Origin of the sequence: Streptomyces gilvus, assembly GCF_022513565.1 — a bacterium.
GTDB lineage: Bacteria > Actinomycetota > Actinomycetes > Streptomycetales > Streptomycetaceae > Streptomyces > Streptomyces gilvus.
On sequence record NZ_JAKWBE010000018.1, the window covers coordinates 68,656 to 94,420 of the forward strand.

Sequence of the window (25,765 nt, forward strand, 5' to 3'; positions counted from 1 at the left end):
CGACCCTAGGCGCGCGGCGAATGTCAGGACAACCCCTGTGCAGTGATCGACCGATCGGCGCAGGACGGTGCCGGACCTCGGAGTGGAGGTGGGTGTGGCCGGAGTCGGCCGGCCGGTGGGCGGTGATGAGGAGGCCCCCACGGTCGGTCGGGGGACCTCCCTGTCACGTCAACTGGTGGTGCAGGCGCTGCCGTTGAGGGTGAACGCCGTCGGGGCCGTGTTCGTGGTGCCCTTGTTCGCGATGAAACCGACGGTGACCGAACCGCCGGCGGGGATGGTGGTGGTGTAGGAGGCGGGCGTGACGGTCACGGCTCCGCCGGTCTGCTTGGGGGTGCCGCCCCACATGTTGGTGACGGTCTGGCCGTCCGCGAAGGTGAAGCCCAGGGTCCATCCGCTGATGGCGGTGGTGCCGCGGTTGCCGAGGGTCAACTCACCCTGGAAGCCCCCGGGCCACTCCCCCACGACCTTGTAGCCGACCGAGCAGGACAGGCTCGGGGCCTTGGCCGTGGTGACGTTCACCGTGGCCGAGCGGGCGGAGCGGTTTCCGGCGGAGTCACGGGCGTAGACGGCGAAGGTGTAGGCGGTGTCGGCGCTCAGGCCGGTGACGGTCGCGTTGTTGGTGGTGGACGCGGCGGCCGTCGTCTCGGTGCCGCCGCTGACGCGTACGACGTCGTATCCGGCGACTGAGACGTTGTCCGTGGACGGGGTCCAGGTCAGCGCGACCGAAGTGGCCGTCACCGAGGAGGCGGTGGGGGTGCCGGGGGTGGTCGGGGCCTGGGTGTCGCCCGGGCTGCCACCGCCGAAGACCGTGGCCTCCTTCGCGGTCTGCGCGATGCCGTTGACGCCGTTGAAGACACGTCGGCCCCACGAACTGAGCTGGGTGGCGTCGAAGTTGAGGGCCAGGTCGAGGATCGGGTCCGTGTTGCCGCTCCAGGACCAGGCCACATAGCCGAGCTTCAACTGCTGGGCGGCGGACATCATGGTGTCCTCGTCGGGATCGCCGTACTGGTCGGCGGGACCGCCGAACTCGCCGATGAGAATGGGGAGTTTGGCGGCGACGAAGGCGTTCAGGTAGTCGGTGATCTCCTGCGCGGTGTCGAAGACGCTGTACATGTGGATGGAGAAGATCAGGTTGCCGGTGGGGTCGGCGGCGTAGACGGACTGCGCGTTGGCGCGCATCACGCCCTGCCAGTCCTGACCCCAGTTGGGCGCGTCCACCATGAGCGTGTGCTGGAGTCCGGCGGCGCGCAGCTTCTTGACGGCGGCGATCGTCGGGGCGGTCCAGCCGTCGGGGTTGGTGTTGCCCCAGGGCTCGTTGCCGATGTTGATGACGACGTAGTTCTCCTGGCCGGCCAGGACGTCCTTGAGGCCGATCCAGTAGTCGGCGGCCTCGTCGAGCGTGCCGGCCGCGCTGTCCTCGCCGTAGCCGGTGGTGTCGTGCACCTCCAGGACGCAGATCAGCCGGTTGGCCTTGCACTGGGCGATGACGTCGGCGACGTCGGAGGCGCTGTTGGCGGCCCAGCGGTGGCCGTCGGCGAGCACGACCCGTACCGCGTTGGCGCCCAGGGCCTTGATGTCGGCGAGCGACTGCTTGGTCCGGCCCGGATACCAGGTGTGGGCGGCGTTGACGCCGCGCATGACGAAGTCGTTGCCGTTGCCCTCGAGCAGCCGGCCGTCGCTGATGTGCAGGCCGACGGACTGGGTGCTGGACGACTGCGCGCGGATGCCCGGTGACTGGGCATGGGCGACGGCCGGGAACAGGCCGCCTGCGAGGGCGAGGCCCAGGAGGGCGGCCAGGGTGGCCAGCAGGCCGGCTAAGGGATGCTGTGATCTCGACGTAGTTCTCACTGCGGCTCCAAGGAGTGAGCGCCAGGAAACGGCGGGGGAAGTGGCTTCATGGGAGCGCTCCCATGAAGCCACTTAGCCGAGTACACGTCAAGGCGCTGTGCACCCTCAGCCGTGAGTGACGGCCACTCCGCGCGCGCCGAGTTCGGCCACCACGGAGTCGTACACCCCCTGCCTGCGATGGACTCCGCCGGGCATCCGGAGCAGCTTGAGGGCGGGCAGGTCGAGCAGGGCGTCGAAGTTCTCGGGTGCGGAGGCCGTCTCGAAGCGGAGTTCGGTGAGGGCGGGCAGGGTGCTCAGGGCGCTCAAGTCGGCCAGGTCGTTGAGGGAGTTGAGATGCAGGGAGCGAAGGCTGCCGTGGCCGGTGAGCACGGACAGGTCCTTCCACTCCATGAAGGACAGCGTCAGCGTGACGAGCGACCCGACGGGGAAGTCGCGTACGCGCTCACATCGGTTGATCTTCAGCTCACGAAGCTCCGGGCACTCCTCCAGGATCCGCAGCGACGTCAGGTCGCTCAGTCCGTAGAGTCCCACCTCGGTCAGCGGTGTCCCGGCCATGGCGTCGACGTTCTCCAACAGGCCGCCGATCACCGTGAGTTTGCGCAGGGAGGGCAGATTGCGCAGGTTCCCCAGATCACTGAGGACGTCGTTGCAGGACAGCACCAGCTCGGTCAGGGCGGGCAGGCCGGGGAGGCTCCCCGGAGTGCGGAAGGTGGAGCACACGCCGACCGCGAGCTTCGTCAACTCGGGGTGTTCTCCCAGGGTTCCGAGGTCGAGCAGACCGGGGCAGCTCCACAGGTCGAGCTGCTGCAGGGCCGGCACGGCGGCGAGCGGGGTGAGGTCGGTGAGCTGCGGGGCGTGGTGCACCTTCAGCGCGCGCAGCGAGGGCATGGCGGCGAGGTCGGAGTAGTCCTCCAGCGCGTGACAGCGGGAGATGTTGAGCGTGTGGAGGGAACGGACGGGGCCGATGCCTCGCAGGGAGGCGAGCCGCTCGCACTCCACGATGTGCAGTTCGGTCAGGGCGCTCAGGGGTGCCATGCCGGCCAGGTCCACGAGTCGCTGGCACATCTGGATGTCGAGCCGGGTCAGGTGGGGATGGGCCCCGAGTCCTTCGAGGGTGGCCAGGCGGGGGCAGCTGTCGAGCACGAGCTCGGTCAGCGCCGTCACGGCGTCGATGCCCTGGAGGGTGCGCAGTTGGCCGCAACTGCGCAGGTCGACGCGGGCCAGCGCGGGGACGTCGTGGAGGCCGGCCAGGTCGCGGATGCCGGTCCAGCCGAGGTCGAGGTCCTTCAGCCGCCTGAGCCCGGAGAGCTGGTGGGCGTCCCTGAAGGCGCGCAGGCCCCTCAGCGTCAGCGTCTCCAGGGCGGGGAAGGCGGGCCCGAAGCCGTCCGTGGACTTCACCCTCGTCATGCTGAGGTCCAGCTCGCGCAGCCGGCCGAGGCTCAGCAGCGGCCGGACGTCCTCGACGAGTCGGCAGCGGTGGAGGTTGAGACGGACCAGTCGGGTGAGCCCGGCCAGCGGCCGGAGGTCGTCGATGCCCGCGCAGCCGTTCAGGTCCAGGTCGCGCAGGTCGCGCAGCTCCCCGACCTCGGTGAGGTCCGTGATCTCCTTGCAGCGGAAGACATGGAGGGCGCGGAGCATGGTCAGGTGCCGTAAGCCCGCGAGCGAGCTGCGCCCCTTCAGCCGCAGCTCGGTGCGGCCCTCGCTGCGGAAGGCGGGGGCGAGCAGGGCGGCGCTGAAGGCGTCCGGGTCCGCGGCGCGGGGCCACATCCGCACCAGTGTGTCGGAGGGCAGGTCGGCCAAGGGGGCGTATCTGACCGCCAGTTCGAGAGCCTGCCCGTCGTCGGCGACGCCGACGAGTTCCTGTATCGCCTTGCGGGCCTGCGCCCGGGTCGCCGTCCCTACGGCCGCTTCCAGTTCGCCGAGTCGACCGGTGGGGTTGTTGATACCTGGGTTCATGGGAGGGAACGGTAGCCGTCCCCTCCGACAACCGCGGTCCGCGGTCGGGGGCTCGGGCTCGCCGCCGCTACTGGTCCTGGGACCCGCAGGTGCTTGGACGCCTGCGGCTGGGGCATGGCCAGGTCCCGCGCCAGGTCCGTCACCGCTCGTCGTCCTGCACCAGCCCCGCGACATGGGCGATCACCGTGTCGAGGATGTCCGCCCAGGCCGACTCGTCGCCGAGGACCAGGTAGTTGAGGGTCAGGCCGTCGGTCATGGCGGCGATGTAGCGGGCCAGGGCGGTGGCGGGGACGCGGAGCCGGAGGTCTCTGCCCTGGCTCAGGCGCTCGATCAGGTCGCTGCAGGCGATGCCGTTAGGGTCCGGGACGCCTGACCTGATGGCCGGTGACGCATGGCCTGCTGGCCAGTGACGCTTGACCTGTGGGTCACACACGGCCGGGCTCCCCCGCTCGCCGATGGACGCGGCGCGTGAGGGAGCCCGGTGCGGGTGTGGTCAGGGGCAGGTGGGCACGCCGTCCAGCCAGGCCGGGCCCTTGATGTAGATGTTCGTCATCCATGCCTTGTAGTCGGGCAGGTAGGCCCAGGCGTCGTTGGTGTAGCCGTCGGAGGTGACGACCTCCGCGTGCTTCTGGCACTCGACGCGGATGGTGGTGGAGTCGGGGAAGGCGTAGACCCGGCCCGCGCTGACGGAGGGCGCCGTCTTCGTCCAGACGCCGGTGCCCCAGGTCTGGAAGACATGCCCGGTGACCGCGCCGATGTTGACGCGGACGGCCCCGAAGTAGTCGCCGCCCAGGCGGACGTCACTGACCATCAGATGCGTGCCGGACTGCTTCGCCTCGACCATCTTGCCCGCGCCGAGGTAGATCGCGATGTGGTGCAGGTCCGCCGACGTCCCGTAGGCCAGCAGATCGCCGGGGAGCAGCGGTGCGATGCCCTGGGCGGCGGTGAAGCGGGCGGCGGCGCGGACCGTGTAGTACTGCCGGCTGGCGTCGCCGTTGAGGATGTCGGAGCCGGCCGCCTGCGCGTAGGCGTACCGGACCAGGCCCGAGCAGTCGAAGCCGAGCCGCTCGGGGTCGTGCCGGCTGGCCGGGTCGGTGGGGTCGACCTGGCCGTAGGTGGCGCCGGGCTGGGCGCCGTGGCCGCCGCCCCAGGTGTACCAGGTGCCCGCGTCGACCTGGGCGCAGGCGGCGGCGATCGCGCGTTCGGCGGCCGCGGAGCCGCCGGACGCGAGGACCCCGCAGCCGCTCGCCGCCGGGGCGGCCGGCGTGGCGGCGACGGCCGCGGGCGCCCAGAGGAGAAGGGCCGTCAGCCCGATGAGTGTGGTGATGATTCCGGTCCGCCGGAGCATGCCGGGACCCCCGTTTTCTGTGATGCGTGGATGGTCGTGCCTCAGCCTGCCGACCGGGCCCCGGCCGGTCGAGCACCCGGCGTCACCCCGCTGCGAAGGGCAACGGGAAACCCTTGGGAAACCCCCTTTCAGCAGCGGAGTTCGGCCGTGCCCTCAAGCTCGCGCGCACGCGGGAGCGGAGGACACCGGCAGTCCCGGCATCAGCGCCTTGCGCTCCTGCGGGCCCATCGCCCGGCGCAGTCGGCAGATCCGGGCGAGCTGCGCGTTGAGGTCCAGATCCCACAGGCGTACGGTCCCGTCGTTGCTGCCGCTGGCCACGGTCCGCCCGTCCGGCGCGAACACGACGCCCCACACCGCGTTCGTGTGTCCGGTGAGCGTGGCCCAGGGCCGCCGTCCGCGCACGTCCCAGAGCCGTACCGTACGGTCGCTGCCGCTGCTCGCGAGGAGTCGGCCGTCCGGTGAGAACGCGATGCCGCGCACGGATCCGGTGTGGCCGGTCAGGGATGCCTCCAGGCGCCGGTGGCGGACGTCCCACAGCCGGACCGTGCCGTCGTTGCCGCTGCTCGCGAGGGTCGAGCCGTCGGGACTGAAGGCCACGCCGCGTACGGCGCCGGTGTGGCCGGTCAGGGTGGCGAGCGGTCGCCGGGTGGCCGTGTCCCACAGCCGTACCGTCAGATCGTCGCTCGCGCTGGCCAGGGTGCGGCCGTCCGGGCTGAACGCGACATCGTTGGCGTAGTCCGTGTGACCGGTCAGGACGGCGAGTTGACGGCGGGTCGGCACGTCCCAGAGGCGGACCGTGCGGTCGGCGCCGGCGGAGGCGAGGGTGCGGCCGTCCGGTGCGAAGGCCACCGAGAACACGTCGCCGGTGTGGCCGGTGAGGGTCGCGATCTCGCGGTGCGACGGGATGTCCCACAGCCGGACCGTGCCGTCCGAGCCCGCCGACGCGAGGGTGCGGCCGTCCGGCGCGAACGCCACCGAGAACACGCTCTCGCGGTGGCCAGTGAACGTCGTCACGACCCGGTGCCGTGCCACGTCCCACAGGCGGATGGTGTGGTCCGCGTCGGCGGTGGCCAGCAGCTTTCCGTCCGGGCTGTACGCGGCCTGCGAGACCTCGGTGAACGGACGCGCCGTCAGCACCGGGCCGCGCAGGTCCCACAGCACCACGGACTGGTCGAACCCCCCGGTGGCCAGCGTCGTGCCGGTCGCGTTCACGGCGACGGACATCACGTAGTCGGTGTGGCCCGCGAGGACCGCCGCCGGACGGCCGCTGCGCACGTCCCACAGACGGGTCGTGCCGTCGCCGCCGGCGCTGACGACCGTGGTGCCGTCCGGGGTGTAGGCGACCGCGTTGACGTCGTCGCTGTGTCCGGTGAGCGTCGCCGTGGCCCGGTGCCCGGCCACGTCCCACAGCCGTACGGTCCGGTCGACGCCCCCGGAGGCCACGCTGCGGCCGTCCGGGGCGAACGCCACGCCCAGCACTTCGTCGGTGTGCCCCCTGAGCACGGCCAGCGGGCGGGCCCGGTCGGTGTCCCACAGCCGTACCGTCCGGTCGGAGCCGCCCGAGGCCAGGGTCCGCCCGTCCGGGGCGTAGGCGAGCGCGTTGACGCGGCCGGTGTGCCCGACGAGCCGCACCTCGGAAGGGCGTCCGCCGCCGATGCGCCACAGCTGGACCGTTCCGTCGTCGGCGGCGACGGCGAGGATACGGCCGCGGGGGTCGAAGGCGAGCGCGTGCGCCCCCTTGGTGGGCGCGGGCAGCAGAGTCCGCAGCCGGTGGTCGGCGGTCCCCCAGATCCGTACCGGGCCGTCCGTGGAGGTCGCCGCGAGCGTGCGCCCGTCCGGGCTGAAGGCGACGGAGCGCACCCGGCCGGGAACGGTGAGGGTGGCGGTCGTCCGGTGGTCGCTGGTCCGGCGCAGAGTGACGGTGCCGTACGCGCCCGCCGTCGCGAGCAGCCGGCCGTCGGGCGCGAAGGCGACCGCGTTGACGGGCCCGTGGTGGCCGACGAGACGGGCGGAGAACGCCTGCGCCTGGGTGCTCAGCAGGGCCCCGCGCGCCTGGGCGGTGGGGTCGGCGCGGTAGGCCTCCTCGGCGAGCAGCATGGAGGCTTCGGGCTGGCCCCCGGCCAGGGAGGTGGACTCCACGGCGAGCGCCTGGGAGCGGGCGACGCGTTCCTGGGCGAGGGCGGCCGAGCGCTGTTGGTAGGCGAGCCCGCCGGCGGTCACGGCGAGGCCGAGCAGGACGGCGAGAACGACGAACAGGGCCTGCCGCAAGCGCGTCTGACGCCTCGCCAGGATGTGGCGGGCCTCCTCATCCGCCTGGCTGGCCAGCACGAAGGCCTCTTCGCTCGGGCCGAGACGGCTGCGGCCGTCGAGCTCGTCGGCCCAGGAGCGGACGGTGTCGAGGCGGGTGCCGCGGTAGAGGGCGGACGGGTCGCGCTCCTCGCGCTCCCATTCGGCGGCGGCGTGGGCGAGTTGCTGGTGGATGAGGAGCCCGGCCCGGTCGGCGTCGATCCAGTCGCGCAGCCGGGGCCAGGCGTGCAGCAGGGCCTCGTGGGTGATCTCGACGGTGTCCCGGTCAACGGTGACCAACCGGGCCCGGACGAACGCGTCGAGGGCGGCGGAGCCGGCGTCCGCGTCCCCGAGTTGCTCCATGAGGGCGCCCCGGCCGGTGCGGCGCCGGGTCGCGACGGTCCCGTCGTCGGACACGTGAACGAGACGGGACAGGACGCGCCGGATGGACTTCTGCTCGGCCGGGTACAGCTGGGCGAACACGGTCTCGGCGGTGCGGGCGACGGCGCCCTGGATGCCGCCGGTGCGCTCGTAGCCGGCCACGGTGAGGGTGGTGTCCTCGCGCTGCTGCCAGGTGGCGAGGAGAGCGTGCGAGATGAGGGGCAGCGCTCCGGACGGGGTGTCCTCGGAGGCGGTGGTACGGCTCGCGCCGGCCGGTTCTTCCCGCAGGCCCGCGTCGCGCAGGAGGAGGGGGACCAGGCCGGGTTCCAGGGTGATGCCGGCGAGTTCGGCGGGGCGGGTGATCGACTCCCGCAGTTCCGCCACGGACATGGGCGGCAGGACGAACAGTCCGTCGCTGAACAGGGGGGCCAGTCCGGGGAGTTCGAGGCAGCGTCCGGAGAAGTCGGCGCGGACGCCGAGCACGACGACCGCCGGGTCCGGGCCGGTGGACAGCGCGTGCAGGACCCGTACGAAGGTCCGTCTCTCGTCCTCGTCGGAGCAGAGGGTGAACAGCTCCTCGAACTGGTCGACGAGCAGCACCGGCCGCACCGGTGGCGGGCGGCGGCCGTCGGGGCCCGGCGGGGCGCCTTCGGAGCGGGCGCGGACGACGCCCAGCAGGGCCTCGGGGCGCTCGGCCACCTCGGTCGCGGTGAGGTCGAGATCGCTGCCGAGGACCTTCGCGGTTCGTTCGAGGAGTTCGTCGAGCGGATGGGCGGTGGGCGTGAGGGCGACCACGGGCCAGCGGTCGGCGCCGGGCATCGGGAAGCCGCCGGGTCGCCGCAGTGCCGGGACGAGACCGGCGTTCAGCAGGGAGGACTTGCCGGCGCCGGACGGGGCGACCAGCAACAGCGGCCCGGCGCCGACGCGTTGGAAGACCCGCTCGACGAGCGCGGCCGTGGCCCGCTCCCGGCCGAAGAACCAGGCCGCTTCCTGCGGGGTGAACGCCGCGAGGCCCCGGTAGGGGCAGGCGGGCTCACCGGTGTCGGCGGCCGGCCCTGCGCCGCGCTCGGCCGGGGCGGTGTCCCGCACCAGCCGGAGCAACTCGCCCCCGGCGCCCAGGATGTGGTCACACTGACGGGCGACATCGACGGTCGCCCGCTTGACGCCGGTCTCGATCTTGCTGAGATAGCCCTTGCTGTAGTGCGTCCGGCGCGCGAGGTCGGTCAGCGACATCCCGCGCTCCCGGCGCAGCCGTCTCAGCTGCGCCGGAAAGGACGGTGCGGCCTGTGCGGGGCTTTCCGGCTGGTCGGTCCGGTCGACGCCCGTGTGTACGTGTTCCTGCTCCCCCAAGGCGTCCCCCCTGGCACTGGTCTGCCCGGATCGTGAGACGGCGGATGCCCAGGTTACTGCGGGGGTCGGACAGGGAGCCAAGCTTTCACCCGGAGTGGCGAGAACGGGACCGCCGGGACCGGCGTGGGGCCGGTCCCGGCGGTCGCTCCCCCGCGGCGGAAGGCGTTACGGGCGGTTGAGGGTGATGGAGTTGATGGGCGTGAGGTTGGCGTAGACGGCGTACCCCTCGGCGATCGGCGTACCGCAGTTCGTGCCGTTGTATCCCGTGCACAGGCTCATGGACGCGCCGCCGTACTGGTTGTTGTAGACCCAGTGGTAGCCGTACTGGTTGCTCAGGTTGTGGGCGCCGTAGCTGTAGTACACGTTGGTCGGGTGCGGGTTGTCGACCGGGTCCACTCCCTGGCCGTAGACGCAGACCGCGCCGTACGGGCACCCGTCCCACGAGTCGTCGGCGGGCGCGGCCTGGGCGGCGCCGCTCATCGCCACCACTGCCGTGGCCGCGGTCGCGAACGCGGCGGCGGCGCTCATCATCTTGCGCATGTTTCCCCCTGGTGGGTCTCCTGCGTCGTCGCAGGCCGTGCTTCGAGCTGACGGCATCAGCCTGTCCGCAGAGGCTGCCGGGGTCGACGGGTTTCCTGTTGCCCGTCCGCGGGGTGACCGGGAAACCCCGTGTGAGCTGGGGCTTCACGGATCGGCGGGCAACCGGGTTCGTTGAAGGGCTCGTGAAGGGCTTGCGGCATCCTCTCCGCGGCATAGATCCTCGGGGCATGGGATTCGCCGTCTTCATGACCTTGCCCGGGCTGGTCATCCTGCTGACCGCCGTGGCCTTCGTGGATCAGCTGCTGCTGCGGGCCGGGCGGGCAGGTCTGCTGCCCTGGCGCAACAGCGTCCGGCAGGGCCAGATCTCGGCGACCGGTTTCGAGCAGCTCCACGCGAGCTTCTCGCCGGGCAAGCAGAACGAGCTCAAGGAACGGCAGTCGTCCCTGGTCATGCGGGACGACGAGGAGGACGGGGCGCCGCCGAACCGGACGACGGTGGACCTGGACGGTGGGGTCGCGGTCGTCAGGGTGCCGCAGGCCGACCGGTAGCGGCCCAGTCGCCCAGCACCGGAACACACGCCTCGGCGAAGTGCTCGTAGTCGTCGGCGGTGTTGTGGACGTGGGCGGACAGGCGCAGGTACCCGATGCCGTCGAAGCTGGTGAAGGCGGCCTCCACGTCGAGTTCGCGGGCGACCCGGTCGCGCAGCGCGTCGGCCTCGACCCGTTGACCCCGCTGGAGGTCCCACGGTCGGATGAGCGCTCATGACCACACGGCAGATGCATCCCGGCCTGCACCCCGTCGACGACGATCTCGTACGGCGGCTGATCACCGACCGGTTCCCGCGCTGGGCGCGGCTGCCGATCCGGCGGTTTCCCTCCGGCGGGACGGTCAACGCCATGTTCCGGCTCGGGGAGGACATGGTGGTACGGCTTCCGCTGGTGGAAGGCGGCGCCAAGGACGTCGCGCTGGAGCAGGAGTGGCTGCCGCGGCTCGCTCCCCTGCTGCCCGTGGCCGTGCCGGAGGTGCTCGGGGCCGGGGAGCCGGGGCACGGGTATCCGTGGCCGTGGTCGGTGTACCGCTGGCTGCCGGGACGGAACCCGGAGGCGGGGGCGTTGACGGAGCCCGAGGCGCTGGCCGGGGATCTGGCCGCGTTCGTGAAGGCGATGCGCGGCGTCACGGTGCCGGGAGCGCCGCGGGCCCATCGCGGTGGGCCGCTCGCCGAACTGGACGCGGAGACACGGGCGGCGGTCGGGCGACTGCGCGGGATTCCGGAGGAGGGCGTCGACTGCGACGCCGTCCTCGCCGTGTGGGCGGACGCGCTGCGGGTCCCGGGCCGGGACGGGCCGCCGGTGTGGCTGCACGCCGATCTGATGCCGGGCAATCTGCTGGTGGACGCCGGCCGGCTGACCGCTGTGATCGATTTCGGCTGCGTGGGCAGGGGGGATCCGGCCTGCGACCTGTTCCCGGCGTGGAACCTGCTGCCCTCCGGTGCGCGGGAGGTCTTCCGCGAGGCACTGGGCGTCGACGAGGCGACTTGGCGGCGCGGACGCGCACGGACGCTGTCACAGGCGGTGATCGCGCTGCCGTACTACCGCGAGACCAACCCGGCGATGGCGGACAACGCACGTCATGTCATCCGGGCGGTGCTGCGGGAAAACTGAGCTGTGCCGCGGGAAGACCGGCGGTCCGTCACTCCACGGGCCAGGTGTGCGCCGGCGCGTTGAGGTGCATGTAGTCCATGTACGTCGTGGTCATCCGGCGCAGCGCCTCACGCCGGTCGAAGCCCCTGTTCTTCTCCAGGTGGTGGACCGTCTCCGCCTGCCACAGGGCGCCGTTGCGACCGGTGACGCAGCGCTGCTCGATGACGCCGAGCAGGGGCTCGCGCCAGTCCGCGTCCATGCCGGCCAGCTCCAGGCCCCGGTGGGCCAGCGGCAGCAGGCGCCGCAACACCAGTTCGGTGACCGGTACTTCGCCCACGCCGGGCCAGTAGAGGCGGGCGTCGATGCCGTCGCGGGCCGCGGTGTGCAGGTTCTCCTCGGCGACCGCGAAGGACATCCGCGTCCACACCGGCCGGTCGTCGTCGACGAGGGCGCGGGTGAGGCCGTAGTAGAAGGCGCCGTTGGCGATGATGTCCGCGACGGTGGGGCCCGCGGGCAGCACACGGTTCTCGATGCGCAGGTGCGGGCCGCTGTCGGTGACGGCGTACACGGGGCGGTTCCAGCGGTAGATCGTGCCGTTGTGCAGGGTCAGTTCGCCCAGTTGTGGAACACCGCCGGCGTCGAAGGTGCGCTGCGGTTCCTCCTCGTCGCAGATCGGCAGGAGGGCCGGGTAGTAGCGCACGTTCTCCTCGAAGAGGTCGAAGACGCTGGTGATCCAGCGCTCGCCGAACCACACCCGGGGCCGTACGCCCTGCGCCTTGATCTCCTCGGGGCGGGTGTCGGTGGCCTGTTCGAACAGCGGGATGCGGGTCTCGCGCCACAGCTCCCGGCCGAAGAGGAAGGGCGCGTTGGCGGCGAGGGCGATCTGCACGCCGGCGACGGCCTGGGCCGCGTTCCAGTAGTCCGCGAACTCCTTCGGGTCGACCTGGAGATGGAACTGGGTGCTGGTGCAGGCGGCCTCGGGGGTGATGGCGTCGGCGTACATCGCCAGCCGCTCCACGCCGTCCACGTTGATCCGCAGGTCCTCGCCGCGGGCCGCGAAGATCTGCTCGTTGAGCAGCCGGTAGCGGGGATCGCCGGACAGGGCGGCCTCGCCGACGTCGGTCTCGCTCAGCGTCGGCAGGATGCCGATCATGATCAGGTGCGCGCCGACGGCCGCGGCGCGTTCCTCGGCGTGGTTGAGCGCGTCGCGGATCGCCTGTTCCCAGGCGCCGGGTCCGCCGGTCGTCAGCCGGCGGGGCGGGATGTTGATCTCCAGGTTGAAGCGGCCCAGCTCGCTCGACCAGGCAGGGTCGGCGATCGCCTGCAGCACCTCGGTGTTGCGCATCGCGGGCAGCCCCCGGGGGTCCACCAGGTTGAGCTCGATCTCCAGCCCCACCTGGGGCCGCTCGCTCTCGAAGCCGGACTCGCGCAGCATCTGCGCCAGTACGTCGAGACAGGTGTGCATCTTGTCCCGGTACCGACGCCGGTCCTCCCGCGTGAACACCAGGGCCGGCACATCACGTCCCATGCGACCTCCCGAGTAGCCTCGGCGGATATTCCCAGCGTCCCACCACGGACGGGCCTCGGACAAGGCGGGACACCGGGGCTGAACTGGGTCGACACCATGAGGGACGGCACCGATGAGCAGACCGCAGTCCGAGTTCCACCGGCCCGTGACACCCTGGCGGCGACCGCCCGGGGCGAGCGAGGGCGTGTGGGAGCAGGTGCTGGCCGAGGACCCCGGGACCGGTGACGGCACCGTGCTCCAGCGGTACGAGCCGGGCACGGACACGAGCGCGCAGGGCGTCGTCCGGCACGACTACTTCGAGGAGGTGTACATCCTCGAAGGCTCTCTCACCGATCTGCGTCTCGGTGAGACCTTCACCGCGGGGATGTACGCGTACCGGCATCCGGGCATGGAGCACGGGCCGTGGTCGAGCGCCGAGGGTGTCGTGATGCTGGTGATCCGCAGCCGGTGAGGCGGACCGGGGAGCCGTCCACCGAGAATCCGTGATTGGCATGGACCTGTTCATGATCCCTGGCTATGCTCAGCCGCGCATGCACTGAGAGCGCTCTCACCGTTCTGCTGTTCCACCCCCACATCACTGGAACAACGAAGGGGCACTCCCTTGAGACGCACAACAGCCCTGCGCGCCGCCCTGTCCGCGGCCCTCCTCCTCGGCGGTCTGGCCGGCGCGAGCGCCCTGCCCGCCTCCGCCACCGACTCCCCCGCACACCGCACCCAGGCGCCCGCCTCCGGCGCCCTGCTCTCCGCGATGCAGCGCGACCTCGGCCTGACGAAGCGTCAGGCCGAGACGCGGCTGGCCGCGGAGAAGACGGCGACCGCCGTGGAACGCGAGGCGAAGCGGGTCGCCGGTTCCGCCTACGGCGGCTCGTGGTTCGACGCCGCCCGCGGCCGGCTCACCGTCGCCCTCACCCGCGGCGCGAACGCCGACGCGGTCCGCGCGACCGGCGCGGACGTCCGCCTCGTCAAGTACAGCGCCCGGCAGCTCGACGCGGCGAAGTCCCGCATCGACGCCCTGTCCGCGCCCGCCGGGATCAGCAACTGGTACGTCGACCCCAAGGCCGGCTCGGTCGTCGTGGACGTCGTCTCCGCACACCGCGATGACAACGATGTCCGAGCCTTCCTGACCCGCGCCCGCAAGGCGGGCCCCGTCACGGTACGGCAGACCTCCCACGCCCCGAGCACCCTGGCCGCCGGCACCGTGGGCGGCGACCCCTTCTACACCGGGAACGTCCGCTGTTCCATCGGCTTCTCGGTGTACGGCGGCTTCGTCACCGCCGGGCACTGCGACCAGCACACCGGCGCGGTGTACGGCTGGGACGGCTCGTACGTCGGCAACTTCCAGGGCTCCTCGTTCCCGGACAACGACTACGCCTGGGTGAACGTCGGCAGCGGCTGGTGGACCGTGCCGGTGGTGCTCGGCTGGGGCACCGTCTCCGACCAGCTCGTCCGGGGCTCGGCCGAGGCCCCGGTCGGCGCCTCCATCTGCCGTTCCGGCTCCACCTCGCACTGGCACTGCGGCACGGTGCTGGCCAAGAACGAGACCGTCAACTACAGCCAGGGCGCGGTGCACGAGATGACCAAGACCAGCGTGTGCGCCGAACCCGGCGACTCCGGCGGCTCGTTCATCAGCGGCGACCAGGCGCAGGGCGTCACCTCGGGCGGCTGGGGCGACTGCACCTCCGGCGGCGAGACCTGGTACCAGCCCGTCAACGAGATCCTCAACCGGTACGGACTGACCCTGCACACGGCCTGACCCTGCACACGGCCTGACCCGGCACGCCGGGCCCGTCGGGTCAGATCTGCTCGTCCCGCAGCGCGTACAGCCCCGGGAGGTTGACGACGATCGCCTCCTGGGTGCTGCGCGCGATGACCACCACCGCCTCCTCGGCGGGGTCGGGGTTCTCCTCGCGGTGGGGGACGTACGGGGGTACGAAGACGTAGTCGCCCGGGGAGGTGCGCAGCCGCACCTCTGCGGGCCGGTCGCCGGTGTCGTCCAGGAAGACGAACTCGGGGTGGCCGCTGACCACGTAGATCGCGGTCTCGGACGCCCCGTGGTGGTGGTCGGAGGAGGCGGTGGCGGGGGCGACGTGGGTCTGGCCCATCCAGAGCTTCTCCGAGCCGACGGTCCTGCCGCTGACGGCGGCGAAGCGGCGCATGCCGGTGCTCTGCGCGGTGTCCGCGTCGAGGGCGTCGGCGCGGACGTGGTGCAGACGGGTGCGCGGGGGCGCCGCCGCGGAGGCGTCGTCGAGGTGCGGGTGGAAGCCCTCGCCCGGGTTGGTCAGCGGCTCGCTCATGACGAGGACGCTAGTGCATTCCGGCCGATGCGGCCGGGTGCCGCTCAGCCCGGCTGCCGCTCAGCCCGGGTGCCGCTCAGTCCGGGTGCGGGCCGTGGACGTACTCGGTCGCCGCGTCCAGCAGCCAGTCCGTGAGATAGCCCGCGAAGGAGGAGCGGACCAGCACCCAGAAACCGGTTCCGGGTTCGTCGCGGGCGATCAGGACGACCTGGGTGCGGGCCAGCGTGGTCTGGGCGCAGCGGCCCGGGGTGAAGGCATGCGGGTGGAGGTCGAGGGAGCAGCCGTGGGACAGCAGGTCGCGGGCGCGGATGCCGGCGACGAGGAGAGTGGTGCGCTGGGCGGAGACGTCGGTGACGGACACCGGCTCGTCACCGGCGGCCTCGCGGACACGGGCCTCCAGGTCCCGTTGGATGCCGGGCGGCCCCACCAGCAGCCATTCGTCCGGTCCCAGCCACAGCGCGGTCAACTCTCCCGCGCGTACGACCGTGTTGGGCTCCAGGGGGAGCTGGAGGCCCAGGGCGAGCCCGACCGCGTCCGCCGCTGCTCCCTTGGCGTCCAGCCGGACGTCGACCTGGGCCAGGAAGGGGAGTTCGGCCAGCCGGACCGCGCCGCCGGAGGCGCGGGTCGCGGCGGCCAGCCGGCCGGCGGCGTGCGACAGGGGGCTGCGCGGCGGGGCGGTGCGTGCGGTGTCAGCCATCTCGGCGGGCTCCCTCGGGGTCGTAGAGGACGGGGCCGGCGACGGTCACCGGGAGCAGCCGGTCGCCGACGGGGGCGTAGAGCCGTTCACCGACGCGTTCGCGCCCGCCCTTGAGCAGGGCGAGGGCGAAGGTGCGGCCCAGGGTGGCGCTGCGGTAGCTGGAGGTGACGTGGCCCAGCATGGGCACGGGCGGGGCGGGCAGCACACTGTCGGCGACGAGGTGGGTGCCCTCGGGGAGGAAGGCGGCCGGGTCCTCGGGGAGCAGGCCGACCAGGTGCTTGCGGTCCGGGCGGAGGGTGTCGGCACGGGCGAAGGAGCGCTTGCCGATGAAGTCGGGCTTCTTCTTCGACACCGCCCAGCCCATGCCGAGGTCCTGCGGGGTGACGGTGCCGTCGGTGTCCTGCCCGATGATCGGGTAGCCCTTCTCGGCGCGCAGGACGTGCATGGTCTCGGTGCCGTACGGGGTGATGCCGTAGGGGGCGCCGGCCTCGTACAGCGCCTCCCACAGGGCGACCGCCGCCCACGGGGACACGTTGATCTCGTAGGCGAGTTCACCGGAGAAGCTGATCCGGCACACCCTGGCCTCGATGCCGGCGACGGTCGTCTCCCGCCAGGCCATGAAGGGGAAGTCGTCGTTGGAGACGGCGAGTTCGGGTGCGAGCGAGCCCAGTACCGCGCGGGACTGCGGGCCCACCAGGGCGACCGTGGCCCACTGCTCGGTGACGGACGTGCAGTGGACGCGCAGCTCCGGCCACTCGGTCTGCAGCCACTCCTCCATCCAGTCCAGTACGGCGGCCGCGTTGCCGGTGGTCGTGGTGACCAGGAAGCGGTCCGGGGCGAGGCGGATGACGGTGCCGTCGTCGAACACCATGCCGTCCAGGCGGCACATCACGCCGTAACGGATCATGCCGACCTTCAGGGTGCTCATCATGTTGGTGTAGAGCAGATCCAGGAAGACGGCCGCGTCCGGGCCCTGGACGTCGATCTTGCCGAGGGTGGAGGCGTCCATGAAGGCGACGCCCTCCCGGGCGGCCGCGCACTCGCGCAGGACGGCCGCCTCCATGTCCTCGCCGTCCCGCGGGTAGTACCAGGGCCGCTTCCACTGGCCGACGTTCTCGAACAGGGCGCCGTGCTCGACGTGCCACTGGTGCAGGGCGGTCGTGCGGATCGGGTCGTGCAGGGCGCCCCGGTCGCGGCCGGCCAGGGCGGCGAAGGAGACGGGGGTGTAGGGGGGACGGAAGGTGGTCGTGCCGAGGGCGGAGATGTCCACGCCGAGCAGTTCGGCGACCACGCCGCCGGCCAGGACCCCGGAGGTCTTGCCCTGGTCGTTCGCGGTACCGGCCGTCGTGTAGCGCTTGGTGTGCTCGACCGAGCGCATGCCGGCCCCCGTCGCCCGCGCCAAGTCGTCGACGGTGACGTCCCGTTGGAGGTCGACGAAGCGGGGGGCGCCCTCGCGGCCGGGGACGGTGAAGACCTGCATGGGCAGGGTCGGCCGCGGCCCGGCGGGCACCCGCGGCAGGCCCGGAGTCGCGGGGGTGTGGCCCTCCGCCTCGATCGCGCGGGCTCCGGCCGCCGCGCCCTGCGCGAGGACGCCGGCCAGGTCGAGGACACCGCTCGCGCTGCCCGCGACCTCGACCGCCTGACGGCAGGTGTCGGGGACGAACGTCCCGAGAGCCTCGTCGTATCGGAGCGTGCCGCCCGCCTGGCTGAACAGGTGCGCCACGGGATTCCACCCGCCGGAGACCAGCAGCAGATCGGCGGCGAACTCCCGCTGTCCCGTGGTCAGTCCGTACGGGGCGACGGTCACCGCCGTCAGCCGCGCCTCGCCCTCCGTGCCGGTCACCGCGTGCCCGGGCAGCACCTCGATGCCGGCCGCGCGGGCACGCTCCGCCCACTCCCCCGGCTCCGGGCGCGTGTCGACGACGGCCACGACGGTCACACCGGCCCGATGAAGATCCAGGGCCGCCGCGTACGCGCTGTCGTTGGTGGTGAACACGACCGTGTGCCGGCCGGGCAGCACGCCGTGGCGGTGGAGGTACGTGCGCGCCGAGGCGGCCAGCATCACGCCGGGGCGGTCGTTGTCGGCGAAGGCGAGGGAGCGCTCGTGGGCGCCGGTGGCGAGGACGACGCGGCGGGCGCGGATGCGGTGGACGCGCTCGCGGGAAACGTGCTCGGGGGCGTCGGCGCCGAGGTGGTTGGTGCGGCGCTCGACGGCGAGGAGGTGGTTGTCGTCGTAGTGGCCGAAGACGGTGGTGCGCCGCAGGACACGGACGTCGGGGGCGGCGTCGAGGAGCGCGGCCGTCTCGCCGAGCCAGTCGGGGAGTTCACCGGTGCCGAGGAGGCTGCCGCCGAGCTCGGGCCGGTCGTCGGCGAGGATCACACGGGCGCCGGTGCCCGCGGCGGCCGCGGCTGCCGCGAGACCGGCCGGCCCTGCGCCGACGATCAGCAGGTCGCAGTGGTCGTGTACGGCGTCGTAGCGGGCCGGGTCCGGTTCGGTGGCGAGGCGGCCCTGGCCGGGGAGGCTGGTCGCCACCAGACCGTCGTACAGCTCGACGGTCGTGGCGGGGAGCATCGGCTCGGGGAACGGGGCCTCGATCTGGACGACCGCGTTGGGTTCTTCGGGGCCGGCGGAGAAGATGCCCCGGGTTCGGCCGAGCTTGATGCTGGTGCCTGCCTGGATGACGCCGTTGGCGAGGAGGGCGGAGGCGAGGGTGTCTCCTTCCACGCCCTGGTACTCGGTGCCGTCGAAGGTGAAGGTGAGGGTTCGCTTTTGGGTGCGGGTGCCTGCTGGGGGCTCCGCCCCCGGACCCCCGATCGGCCCCGGCAGGGCCTCGTCCTCAAACTCCCCCAGAGGGGGCACCCCCGGACGGGCCATGGATTCTGGACGCGTCTGAGAGGTGGAAGGACGACCCCCCACCGTCTCCGGTCGTTCCTCCCCCGCCCGATAGACAGCCAGGATCTCGTTGGTCGACGTGTCCCGTACCGCGTTGAACCAGCGGCGGCAGCCCGCCGCGTGGGACCAGCGTTCCGCGAAGGGGCCCTTGGGGTTGGCGCGGAAGAAGAGGTACCTGGCCCACTCCTCGTCGGTGAGGGACGCCGGGTTCTCCGGGTAGGGCACATGGGCCTGGCCGCCGTAGTGGAACTCGGCCTCGTCGCGCGGTCCGCACCACGGGCAGGGGATGAGCAGCATGTCGTTCGGCTCCCTTGAGGATCCCTAGTGGGCCACCGCGGCCGCGCCGTGCTCGTCGACGAGCGCGCCGGTGGTGAAACGGTCGAGCGAGAAGGGGGCGTTGAGGGGGTGGGGCGTGTCGTGGGCGATGGTGTGGGCGTAGACCCAGCCGACGCCCGGGGTGGCCTTGAAACCGCCCGTGCCCCAGCCGCAGTTGAGGTAGAGGTTGGCCACGGGGGTGAGGCCGACGATCGGTGAGGCGTCGGGGCTGACGTCGACGATGCCGCCCCAGGTGCGCAGGACGTGGGCGCGGGCGAAGACCGGGAACAGCTCCAGCGCCGCGGACATCTGCTCCTCGATGATGTGGAACGCGCCGCGCTGTGTATAGGAGTTGTACGCGTCGATGCCCGCGCCCATCACCAACTCGCCCTTGTGCGCCTGGCTGACGTACACGTGGACCGCGTTGGACATCACGACGGTCGGGTGCACGGGCTCCAGCAGTTCCGACACCAGGGCCTGCAACGGGTGGCTCTGGAGCGGGAGTTCGATGCCGGCCATGGCGGCGAGGACGGAGGTGTGGCCCGCCGAGCAGAGCGCCACCTTGCCCGCCGCTATGGGGCCGAGGCTGGTCCGTACACCGGTCACCCGGCCGCCGACCACGTCCAGGCCCGTCACCTCGCAGTTCTGGATGATGTCGATGCCGGCCGCGTCCGCCGAGCGGGCCAGGCCCCAGGCCACGTGGTCGTGCTTGGCGATGCCCGCGCGCGGCTGGTAGGTGCCGCCGAGGACCGGGTAGCGCACGTCGGGCGAGGTGTTGACGATCGGGCAGACGTCCTTGACGCCGTCCGCGTCCAGCCACTCCGCGTCGACGCCGTTGAGGCGGTTGGCCTCGACGCGGCGCACGCTGTCGCGGACGTCCTGGAGGCTGTGGGCGAGGTTGAGCACGCCGCGCTGGGAGAAGAGGATCGGGTAGTCCAGCTCCTCGGCCAGGCCCTCCCAGAGCTTGAGGGCGTGCTCGTAGATGCCGGCGCTCTCGTCCCACAGGTAGTTGGAGCGGATGATCGTGGTGTTGCGGGCCATGTTGCCGCCCGCCAGCCAGCCCTTCTCCAGCACGGCGACGTTGGTGATGCCGTGGTTCTTCGCCAGGTAGTGGGCGGTGGCCAGGCCGTGTCCGCCGCCGCCGACGACGACGACGTCGTACGAGCGCTTCGGCTCGGGCGTGCGCCACAGCCAGTCGGGGTGTTCGGGGAGCTCGGCGCCGGGGGTGCGGGGGCTCATCGGGCGTCTCCGTTGTCGGACAGGTGCGGGTAGAGCGGGTGCTTGGCGGCCAGCGCCTCGGTGCGGGCACGCAGGGCGGCCACGTCCGGTTCCGGCTGGAGCGCGAGGGCGATGACGTCCGCCACCTCGGCGAAGTCCTCCTCGGTGAAGCCCCGGGTGGCGAGGGCGGGGGTGCCGATGCGCAGGCCCGAGGTGACCATGGGCGGGCGCGGGTCGAAGGGGACGGCGTTGCGGTTGACGGTGATGCCGATGTCGTGGAGCAGGTCCTCCGCCTGGCGGCCGTCCAGCGGGGATTCGCGCAGGTCGACGAGGACCAGGTGGACGTCGGTGCCGCCGGTGAGCACCTTCACGCCCGCGGCCGTCGCGTCCGGCCGCGTCAGACGTTCGGCGAGGACGCGGGCTCCGGCGAGGGTCCTCGCCTGCCGCTCGGCGAACTCCGGTGACGCGGCGACCTTGAAGGAGACCGCCTTCGCCGCGATGACGTGCTCCAGCGGGCCGCCCTGCATGCCTGGGAACACCGCCGAGTTGATCTTCTTGGCGAGGTCGGCGTCATCGGTGAGGATGACCCCGCCGCGCGGGCCGCCGAGGGTCTTGTGGGTGGTGGTCGTGGTGACGTGGGCGTGCGGTACGGGGTTCGGGTGCAGGCCCGCCGCGACCAGGCCGGCGAAGTGCGCCATGTCGACCATCAGCAGGGCGCCGACTTCGTCGGCGATCCGGCGGAAGGCCGCGAAGTCCAGCTGCCGGGGGTACGCCGACCAGCCCGCGATGATCATCTTGGGACGGTGTTCCTTGGCGAGGCGCTCGACCTCGTCCAGGTCGACCAGGTTGTCGGCCTCGGAGACGTGGTAGGGCACGACGTTGAGCATCTTGCCGCTGTAGTTGATGCGCATGCCGTGGGTGAGGTGGCCGCCGTGCGCGAGGTCGAGGCCGAGGACGGTGTCGCCGGGCCGCAACAGGGCGAAGAACACGGCGGTGTTGGCCTGGGCGCCGGAGTGCGGCTGGACGTTGGCGAACCCGGCCCCGAACAGGGACTTGATCCGTTCGATCGCCAACCGCTCGGTGACGTCGACGTGTTCGCAGCCGCCGTAGTAGCGGCGGCCGGGGTAGCCCTCGGCGTACTTGTTGGTGGCGACCGAGCCCTGGGCCTCCATCACGGCGGTGGGCGCGAAGTTCTCGGAGGCGATCATCTCGAGGGTGGACTGCTGGCGGTGCAGCTCGGCCCGCAGGGCCGCGTGGACCTCGGGGTCCAGCTCCGCCAGGGGGGTGTTCAGCGCGTTCATACGGCGTTCGCGTTCCTCTCGGCGGCCTCGACGACGTTGGCGAGCAACATCGCCCGGGTCATGGGGCCGACGCCCCCGGGCATCGGAGCCCAGCGCTCCGCGGGATGGGCCGCGACAGCCGGTCGGGCGGCAGCGGCGCCATCGTGGCTGGTCGCGCAGTTCCCCGCGCTCCTTCGGGGCGCTGCCGAACCGGACCCGGCTCTGCCTGGTCCTTTCGCGGCGTCGGCGGGCAGCTCCCGCCGGATGGAGGCGATCCCGACCTGGCCGCGGTCGCGGTGCTTGCCGGCGACGTAGGCACGGCTGCCGGGGTCGTCACCGACGAGTACGGTGCCGAGACCGGGCGGAGGCCCACCGGCGGCCGTCACCTCGGCCGGGCGATCGGCGAGTTCACGCCGGATGACGGAGGCGGTGGCCTTGCCGTCGAGGAGTTGTGCGCTCACCGGCGGCACTCCTTCCCATGGGGCTGACACGGAGCGCCCCCAAGGGGCGCGGGGAACGGCGCGACCAGCCACGACGAACCCGCAGCCGAACAACGACCCACCGCGGACTCACCCACGCAGCCGCGACATCGTCGGGTCGAACAAGGGCTCTTCGGCGACGACCGCCTCGATCCGCTGATCGAAATACCCGATGTGCAGCACCGTCCCCGGCGAAGCCACCTCCGCCGGCAGCCACGCGTACGCGATCCCCTTGCCGATCGTGTAGCCGTACGCCGCGCTGGTGACGTAGCCGACGGCCCGCTCGCCGTCGTACACCGGCTCCTTGCCGAGGACGACCGAGCGCGGGTCGTCGATGGTGAGGCAGGCCAGCTTGCGCCGGACGTCGGCCTTGCGGCGCTCCAGCGCGGCCTTGCCCACGAAGTCGTCCTTGTCGAGCTTGACGGCGAAGCCCACGCCCGCCTCGTACGGGTCGTGCTCGTAGGACATGTCGGTGCCGAAGGACCGGTACCCCTTCTCCAGGCGCAGGCTGTTGAAGGCGCCGCGGCCGGCGATGACGCCGCCCAGCGGTTCGGCCGCCGCCCACAGCGTGTCCCAGAGCTTCTCGCCGAGGTCGGCGGTGGTGTACAGCTCCCAGCCGAGCTCACCGACGTACGACAGGCGCAGGGCGGTGACCGGGACGGAGCCGATGTGGGCGCGTTTGGCGCGGAAGTACTTCAGGCCGTCGCCCGAGAAGTCCTCGTCCGTCAGCGGCTGCAGGACCTTGCGGGCCAGCGGGCCCCACAGGCCGATGCAGCACGTGCCGGGCGTGATGTCGCGGACCTGGACCGTGCCGTCGGCCGGCAGGTGACGGGTGAACCAGTCGAGGTCGAGGTTGCCGTTGGCGCCGATCTGGAACAGGTCGCGGGCCAGCCGCGCCACGGTGATGTCGCTGCGGATGCCGCCGTCGTGGTCCAGGAGCAGCGTGTACGTCACCGAGCCGACCGACTTGGCGACCTTGCCGGTGACCAGCCGCTCCAGGAAGTCGGCGGCACCGGGGCCGCTGACCTCCAGGCGCTTGAGGGCGGTCATGTCGTACAGGGCGACCGTCTCACGGGTGGCCTGGGCCTCGGCGCCGACGATCGGCGACCAGTACCGTGCCGCCCAGTCGTTGGGGGTGGGGATCGAACGGCCTTCCACCAGGCGGGCGTTGGCCTCGTACCACTGCGGGCGCTCCCAGCCGTTCGCCTCCAGGAAGAACGCTCCGTGCTCCTGCTGGCGGGTGTGGAAGGGGCTCTTGCGGATCGGGCGCGGCTTACCGCTCGGCTGCAGCGGGTGGAGGATGTCGTAGACCTCGACGAAGTTCTGGCAGTCGCGGGCCAGGACGTACTCGGGGGTCAGCTGGTGCGGCTCGAAGCGGTTGACGTCGCACTCGTGCAGGTCGAAGGACGAGCAGTGACCGTCGACCAGCCACTCGGCCATCGCCCGGCCGACGCCCGCGGAGTGGGTGACCCAGACGGCCTCGGCGACCCAGAAGCCCTTGACGTCCGGGGACTCGCCGAGCAGCGGGAAGTTGTCGGTGGTGAAGGAGAAGAGGCCGTTGATGCCCTCCTCGATCTTGGCGTCCTGGGTCGCGGGGAGCAGGGACTGGGTCTCGCTCCAGGCGGGCGCGAAGTCCTCCTCGGTGAACTTCAGCACCGAGGGCATCTGGTCGGCCGCGTCCACGGAGAGGATGTCGTCCGCCGAGATCGGCATGGGGCGGTGGCCGTAGTAGCCGATGCCGATGCCGTCGAAGCGGTCGCGGTAGTAGAGGTCGGCGTCCTGGTGGCGCAGGATCGGGCGCACCGCCTCCTCGGTCTGGCCGGCGAGGGCGGGGACGGGGCCGGTCCAGGCGAGCTGGTGGGCGAGCGGGGTCAGCGGGAGGTTCATGCCGGCCATGCGGGCGATCCTCGGGCCCCAGATGCCGGCGCAGCACACGACGATGTCGGCGTCGAGGTCGCCGTGGTCGGTGCGGACGCCGGTGACCTCGCCGTCGGCCTGGAGGACGTCGAGGACCTCGTGGCGGGCGAGGAAGCGTACGCCGCGCTCGGTGGCCCGGCGGATCTGGGCCTCGACCGCGAGGACGGCCTTGGCGAGGCCGTCGGTGGGGACCAGGAGGCCGCCGAGGACCTTGTCTCGGTCGACCAGGGGGTGCTGCTCGACGCACTCGTCGGGGGTCAGCAGTCGGGCCTCGACGCCCCAGGCGGTGATCCAGCCGTGGCGGCGGTGCAGTTCGGTGAGGCGCTCGGGGGTGGTGGCCACTTCGAGGCCGCCGACCTGCAGGAAGCAGGGCTTGCCGTCGACGTCGAGGGAGCAGAACTTCTCGACGGTGTAGCGGGCCAGCTCGGTCATGGTCTTCGACGAGTTCGTCTGGAAGACCAGGCCGGGGGCGTGCGACGAGGATCCTCCGGTGGCGGGGAGGGGGCCCTGGTCGACCACGGTCACTTCGGTCCAGCCTCGTGCGGAGATCTCGTCCGCGAGAGCCGCACCCACGACGCCCGCTCCGATGATCACCACTCGGGGTCCCGCCATCGCCGCACCTCCGAAATCAAACCGGTCAGTTGCTGCCTACGCAACACGATTCAGGTTGCGCAACTCAGCGTGCCTGCCGTCGGGAGGGGGTGTCAAGGGGTCCGTGACGTAGGAAAACGGCCCGTCACAGGCCCGGAACACGGCAATGCCCGGCGGGCGGTGCGCGACTGCGCGCACCGCCCGCCGGGCGGGTCCGACCGGTCCGTGCCGTGGGCTACTTGAGCCAGGCGTCCACCTTGTCCTTGTTGGCGTCGACCCACTTCTTGGCGGCCGCGTCGTCGCTCAGCTTGTCCTGGGCGATGTACTTGGCGACCTCGTTCTGGTCGTCGTTGGTCCAGTTGAAGTTCTTCACCAGGTTGTAGGCGGGGCTGCCGGACTTGGCGAACTTCGCGCTGACGATCTTGTTGAGGTTGTAGACGGGGTAGTCGCAGGCGACCTTGGCGGCGTCCGCGTCACAGCCCGTCTTGTACGCCGGCAGGCTGACCTTCTTCAGCGGCACCTCGGACAGGAACCACTGCGGCTCGTAGAAGTAGCCGATGACCCACTTCTTGTTCTTCTCGGCGTCGCGGAAGGCCGTGATGAGCGCGGCCTCACTGCCCGCGTAGACCACCTTGAAGTTCAGGTTGAGGTTCTTCACCAGCGCCGCGTCGTTGGTGACGTAGGACGGGTCACCGTCCAGGAGCTGGCCCTTGCCGCCCGACTCGGACGTCTTGAACTTCGAGGCGTACTTGTTGAGGTTCTTCCACTGCAGGATGTCGGGGTGGGCCTGGGCCAGCCACGGCGGCACGTACCAGCCGATGATGCCCTTGTTGCCGGTCTGGCCGGCGTCCACGGCCGTCTTCTGCTCGTCGATGTACTTCTTCACCAGGTCGGCGTGGCCCCAGTTCTCCAGCACGGCGTCCACCTCGCCGGTGCCGAAGCCCTGCCAGGCGATCTCTTCCTTGAGGTTCTTCTTGTTCACCGTGCAGCCGAGGTTGTGCTGGGCGACGTACGCGACGACCGCCGCGTCGGCCTCGTACCCCACCCAGGGGTTGACCGCGAGGTTGAACGTGCCGCACTTGCCGGAGCTGCCCGCGCTGTTCGAACCCGAGGAGGTGTCGCCGACCTTCGCGCCGCCGCACGCGGTGAGGGTGAGGCCGAGGACGGCCAGGCCGGCCGCGCCGGCTCGCCAGTGTCTTGCCAT

18 protein-coding genes and 3 pseudogenes are annotated in these 25,765 nt (G+C 71.8%); 4 read left to right on the forward strand and 17 right to left on the reverse strand.

Translation table 11 applies throughout. The features are described 5' to 3' along the window. Positions 1-168 precede the first annotated feature (168 nt). From MKW14_RS25870 to MKW14_RS25895, 6 genes and pseudogenes are all read right to left on the reverse strand, one after another. The gene (locus tag MKW14_RS25870; RefSeq protein ID WP_240865813.1) at positions 169-1,848 is read right to left on the reverse strand and encodes a cellulase family glycosylhydrolase; all 1,680 of its coding nucleotides are present in this window, start codon (positions 1,846-1,848) and stop codon (positions 169-171) included. A 105-nt stretch (positions 1,849-1,953) separates the two neighbouring features. Then, positions 1,954-3,804, reverse strand: coding sequence for a leucine-rich repeat domain-containing protein (locus MKW14_RS25875; protein ID WP_240865815.1), 1,851 nt, complete (start codon positions 3,802-3,804; stop codon positions 1,954-1,956). Between the two features lie 139 nt (positions 3,805-3,943). Beyond that, positions 3,944-4,153: pseudogene (locus tag MKW14_RS25880) on the reverse strand (TetR/AcrR family transcriptional regulator); the annotation flags it as partial. 144 nt (positions 4,154-4,297) lie between these two features. After that, positions 4,298-5,152, reverse strand: coding sequence for an NlpC/P60 family protein (locus tag MKW14_RS25885; RefSeq protein WP_240865817.1), 855 nt, complete (start codon positions 5,150-5,152; stop codon positions 4,298-4,300). A gap of 153 nt (positions 5,153-5,305) precedes the next feature. Then, positions 5,306-9,052, reverse strand: a complete 3,747-nt coding sequence (locus MKW14_RS25890; RefSeq protein ID WP_240865820.1) for an nSTAND1 domain-containing NTPase — start codon at positions 9,050-9,052, stop codon at positions 5,306-5,308. Positions 9,053-9,334: 282 nt separating this feature from the next. Next, positions 9,335-9,709, reverse strand: coding sequence for a hypothetical protein (locus tag MKW14_RS25895; RefSeq protein ID WP_240865822.1), 375 nt, complete (start codon positions 9,707-9,709; stop codon positions 9,335-9,337). A gap of 227 nt (positions 9,710-9,936) precedes the next feature. On the opposite strand from MKW14_RS25895, the gene MKW14_RS25900 reads away from it, so the two are divergent. Further along, positions 9,937-10,257: a DUF6191 domain-containing protein gene (locus MKW14_RS25900; RefSeq protein ID WP_240865824.1), complete on the forward strand. Its 321-nt coding sequence runs from the start codon at positions 9,937-9,939 to the stop codon at positions 10,255-10,257. Here MKW14_RS25900 and MKW14_RS25905 read toward each other — a convergent pair. Then, positions 10,232-10,432: pseudogene (locus MKW14_RS25905) on the reverse strand (aminotransferase class V-fold PLP-dependent enzyme); the annotation flags it as partial. The gene MKW14_RS25900 and the pseudogene MKW14_RS25905 sit on opposite strands and share 26 nt — an antisense overlap. Positions 10,433-10,470: 38 nt before the next feature. On the opposite strand from MKW14_RS25905, the gene MKW14_RS25910 reads away from it, so the two are divergent. Beyond that, entirely contained in the window at positions 10,471-11,370 is a 900-nt protein-coding gene (locus MKW14_RS25910) for an aminoglycoside phosphotransferase family protein (RefSeq protein WP_240865826.1), read from the forward strand. Positions 11,371-11,398: 28 nt separating this feature from the next. Here MKW14_RS25910 and MKW14_RS25915 read toward each other — a convergent pair whose 3' ends face one another. Then, positions 11,399-12,877 (reverse strand): glutamate-cysteine ligase family protein, encoded by a 1,479-nt coding sequence (locus MKW14_RS25915; protein WP_240865829.1) that lies wholly within the window; start codon positions 12,875-12,877, stop codon positions 11,399-11,401. A 112-nt stretch (positions 12,878-12,989) separates the two neighbouring features. Between MKW14_RS25915 and MKW14_RS25920 the strand changes: the two genes are divergently transcribed. Both MKW14_RS25920 and MKW14_RS25925 read left to right on the forward strand, forming a co-directional pair. Further along, on the forward strand, positions 12,990-13,328 hold the full coding sequence (locus MKW14_RS25920) for a cupin domain-containing protein (RefSeq protein WP_240865831.1): 339 nt from the start codon (positions 12,990-12,992) through the stop codon (positions 13,326-13,328). Between the two features lie 150 nt (positions 13,329-13,478). Next, positions 13,479-14,630: a S1 family peptidase gene (locus MKW14_RS25925; RefSeq protein WP_240865833.1), complete on the forward strand. Its 1,152-nt coding sequence runs from the start codon at positions 13,479-13,481 to the stop codon at positions 14,628-14,630. Positions 14,631-14,670: 40 nt separating this feature from the next. Here the strand turns inward: MKW14_RS25925 and MKW14_RS25930 are convergent, their stop codons facing one another. The 9 genes and pseudogenes from MKW14_RS25930 to MKW14_RS25965 all read right to left on the reverse strand — a co-directional run bounded on the left by MKW14_RS25930 (position 14,671) and on the right by MKW14_RS25965 (position 25,765). Beyond that, a complete protein-coding gene (locus tag MKW14_RS25930; protein WP_240865835.1) occupies positions 14,671-15,171 on the reverse strand; it encodes a cupin domain-containing protein in 501 nt (166 codons plus the stop codon). A 76-nt stretch (positions 15,172-15,247) separates the two neighbouring features. Further along, positions 15,248-15,868: a sarcosine oxidase subunit gamma gene (locus tag MKW14_RS25935; RefSeq protein WP_240865836.1), complete on the reverse strand. Its 621-nt coding sequence runs from the start codon at positions 15,866-15,868 to the stop codon at positions 15,248-15,250. After that, complete coding sequence (locus MKW14_RS25940; protein WP_240865839.1) at positions 15,861-19,058, reverse strand: sarcosine oxidase subunit delta family protein; 3,198 nt, start codon at positions 19,056-19,058, stop codon at positions 15,861-15,863. The genes MKW14_RS25935 and MKW14_RS25940 overlap by 8 nt, the downstream gene beginning before the upstream one ends. A gap of 24 nt (positions 19,059-19,082) precedes the next feature. Continuing rightward, positions 19,083-20,315: a sarcosine oxidase subunit beta family protein gene (locus tag MKW14_RS25945; protein ID WP_240865843.1), complete on the reverse strand. Its 1,233-nt coding sequence runs from the start codon at positions 20,313-20,315 to the stop codon at positions 19,083-19,085. After that, a complete protein-coding gene (glyA, locus tag MKW14_RS25950) occupies positions 20,312-21,595 on the reverse strand; it encodes a serine hydroxymethyltransferase (protein ID WP_240865846.1) in 1,284 nt (427 codons plus the stop codon). The genes MKW14_RS25945 and glyA overlap by 4 nt, the downstream gene beginning before the upstream one ends. Continuing rightward, a complete protein-coding gene (locus MKW14_RS41590; protein ID WP_374116599.1) occupies positions 21,592-21,828 on the reverse strand; it encodes a hypothetical protein in 237 nt (78 codons plus the stop codon). The genes glyA and MKW14_RS41590 overlap by 4 nt, the downstream gene beginning before the upstream one ends. Further along, positions 21,808-22,035: pseudogene (locus MKW14_RS41595) on the reverse strand (tetrahydrofolate dehydrogenase/cyclohydrolase catalytic domain-containing protein); the annotation flags it as partial. The pseudogene MKW14_RS41595 and the gene MKW14_RS41590, both read right to left, overlap by 21 nt. Before the next feature lie 108 nt (positions 22,036-22,143). Next, positions 22,144-24,582, reverse strand: a complete 2,439-nt coding sequence (locus tag MKW14_RS25960; protein WP_240865852.1) for a GcvT family protein — start codon at positions 24,580-24,582, stop codon at positions 22,144-22,146. A 214-nt stretch (positions 24,583-24,796) separates the two neighbouring features. Further along, on the reverse strand, positions 24,797-25,765 hold the full coding sequence (locus MKW14_RS25965) for an ABC transporter substrate-binding protein (RefSeq protein WP_240865854.1): 969 nt from the start codon (positions 25,763-25,765) through the stop codon (positions 24,797-24,799).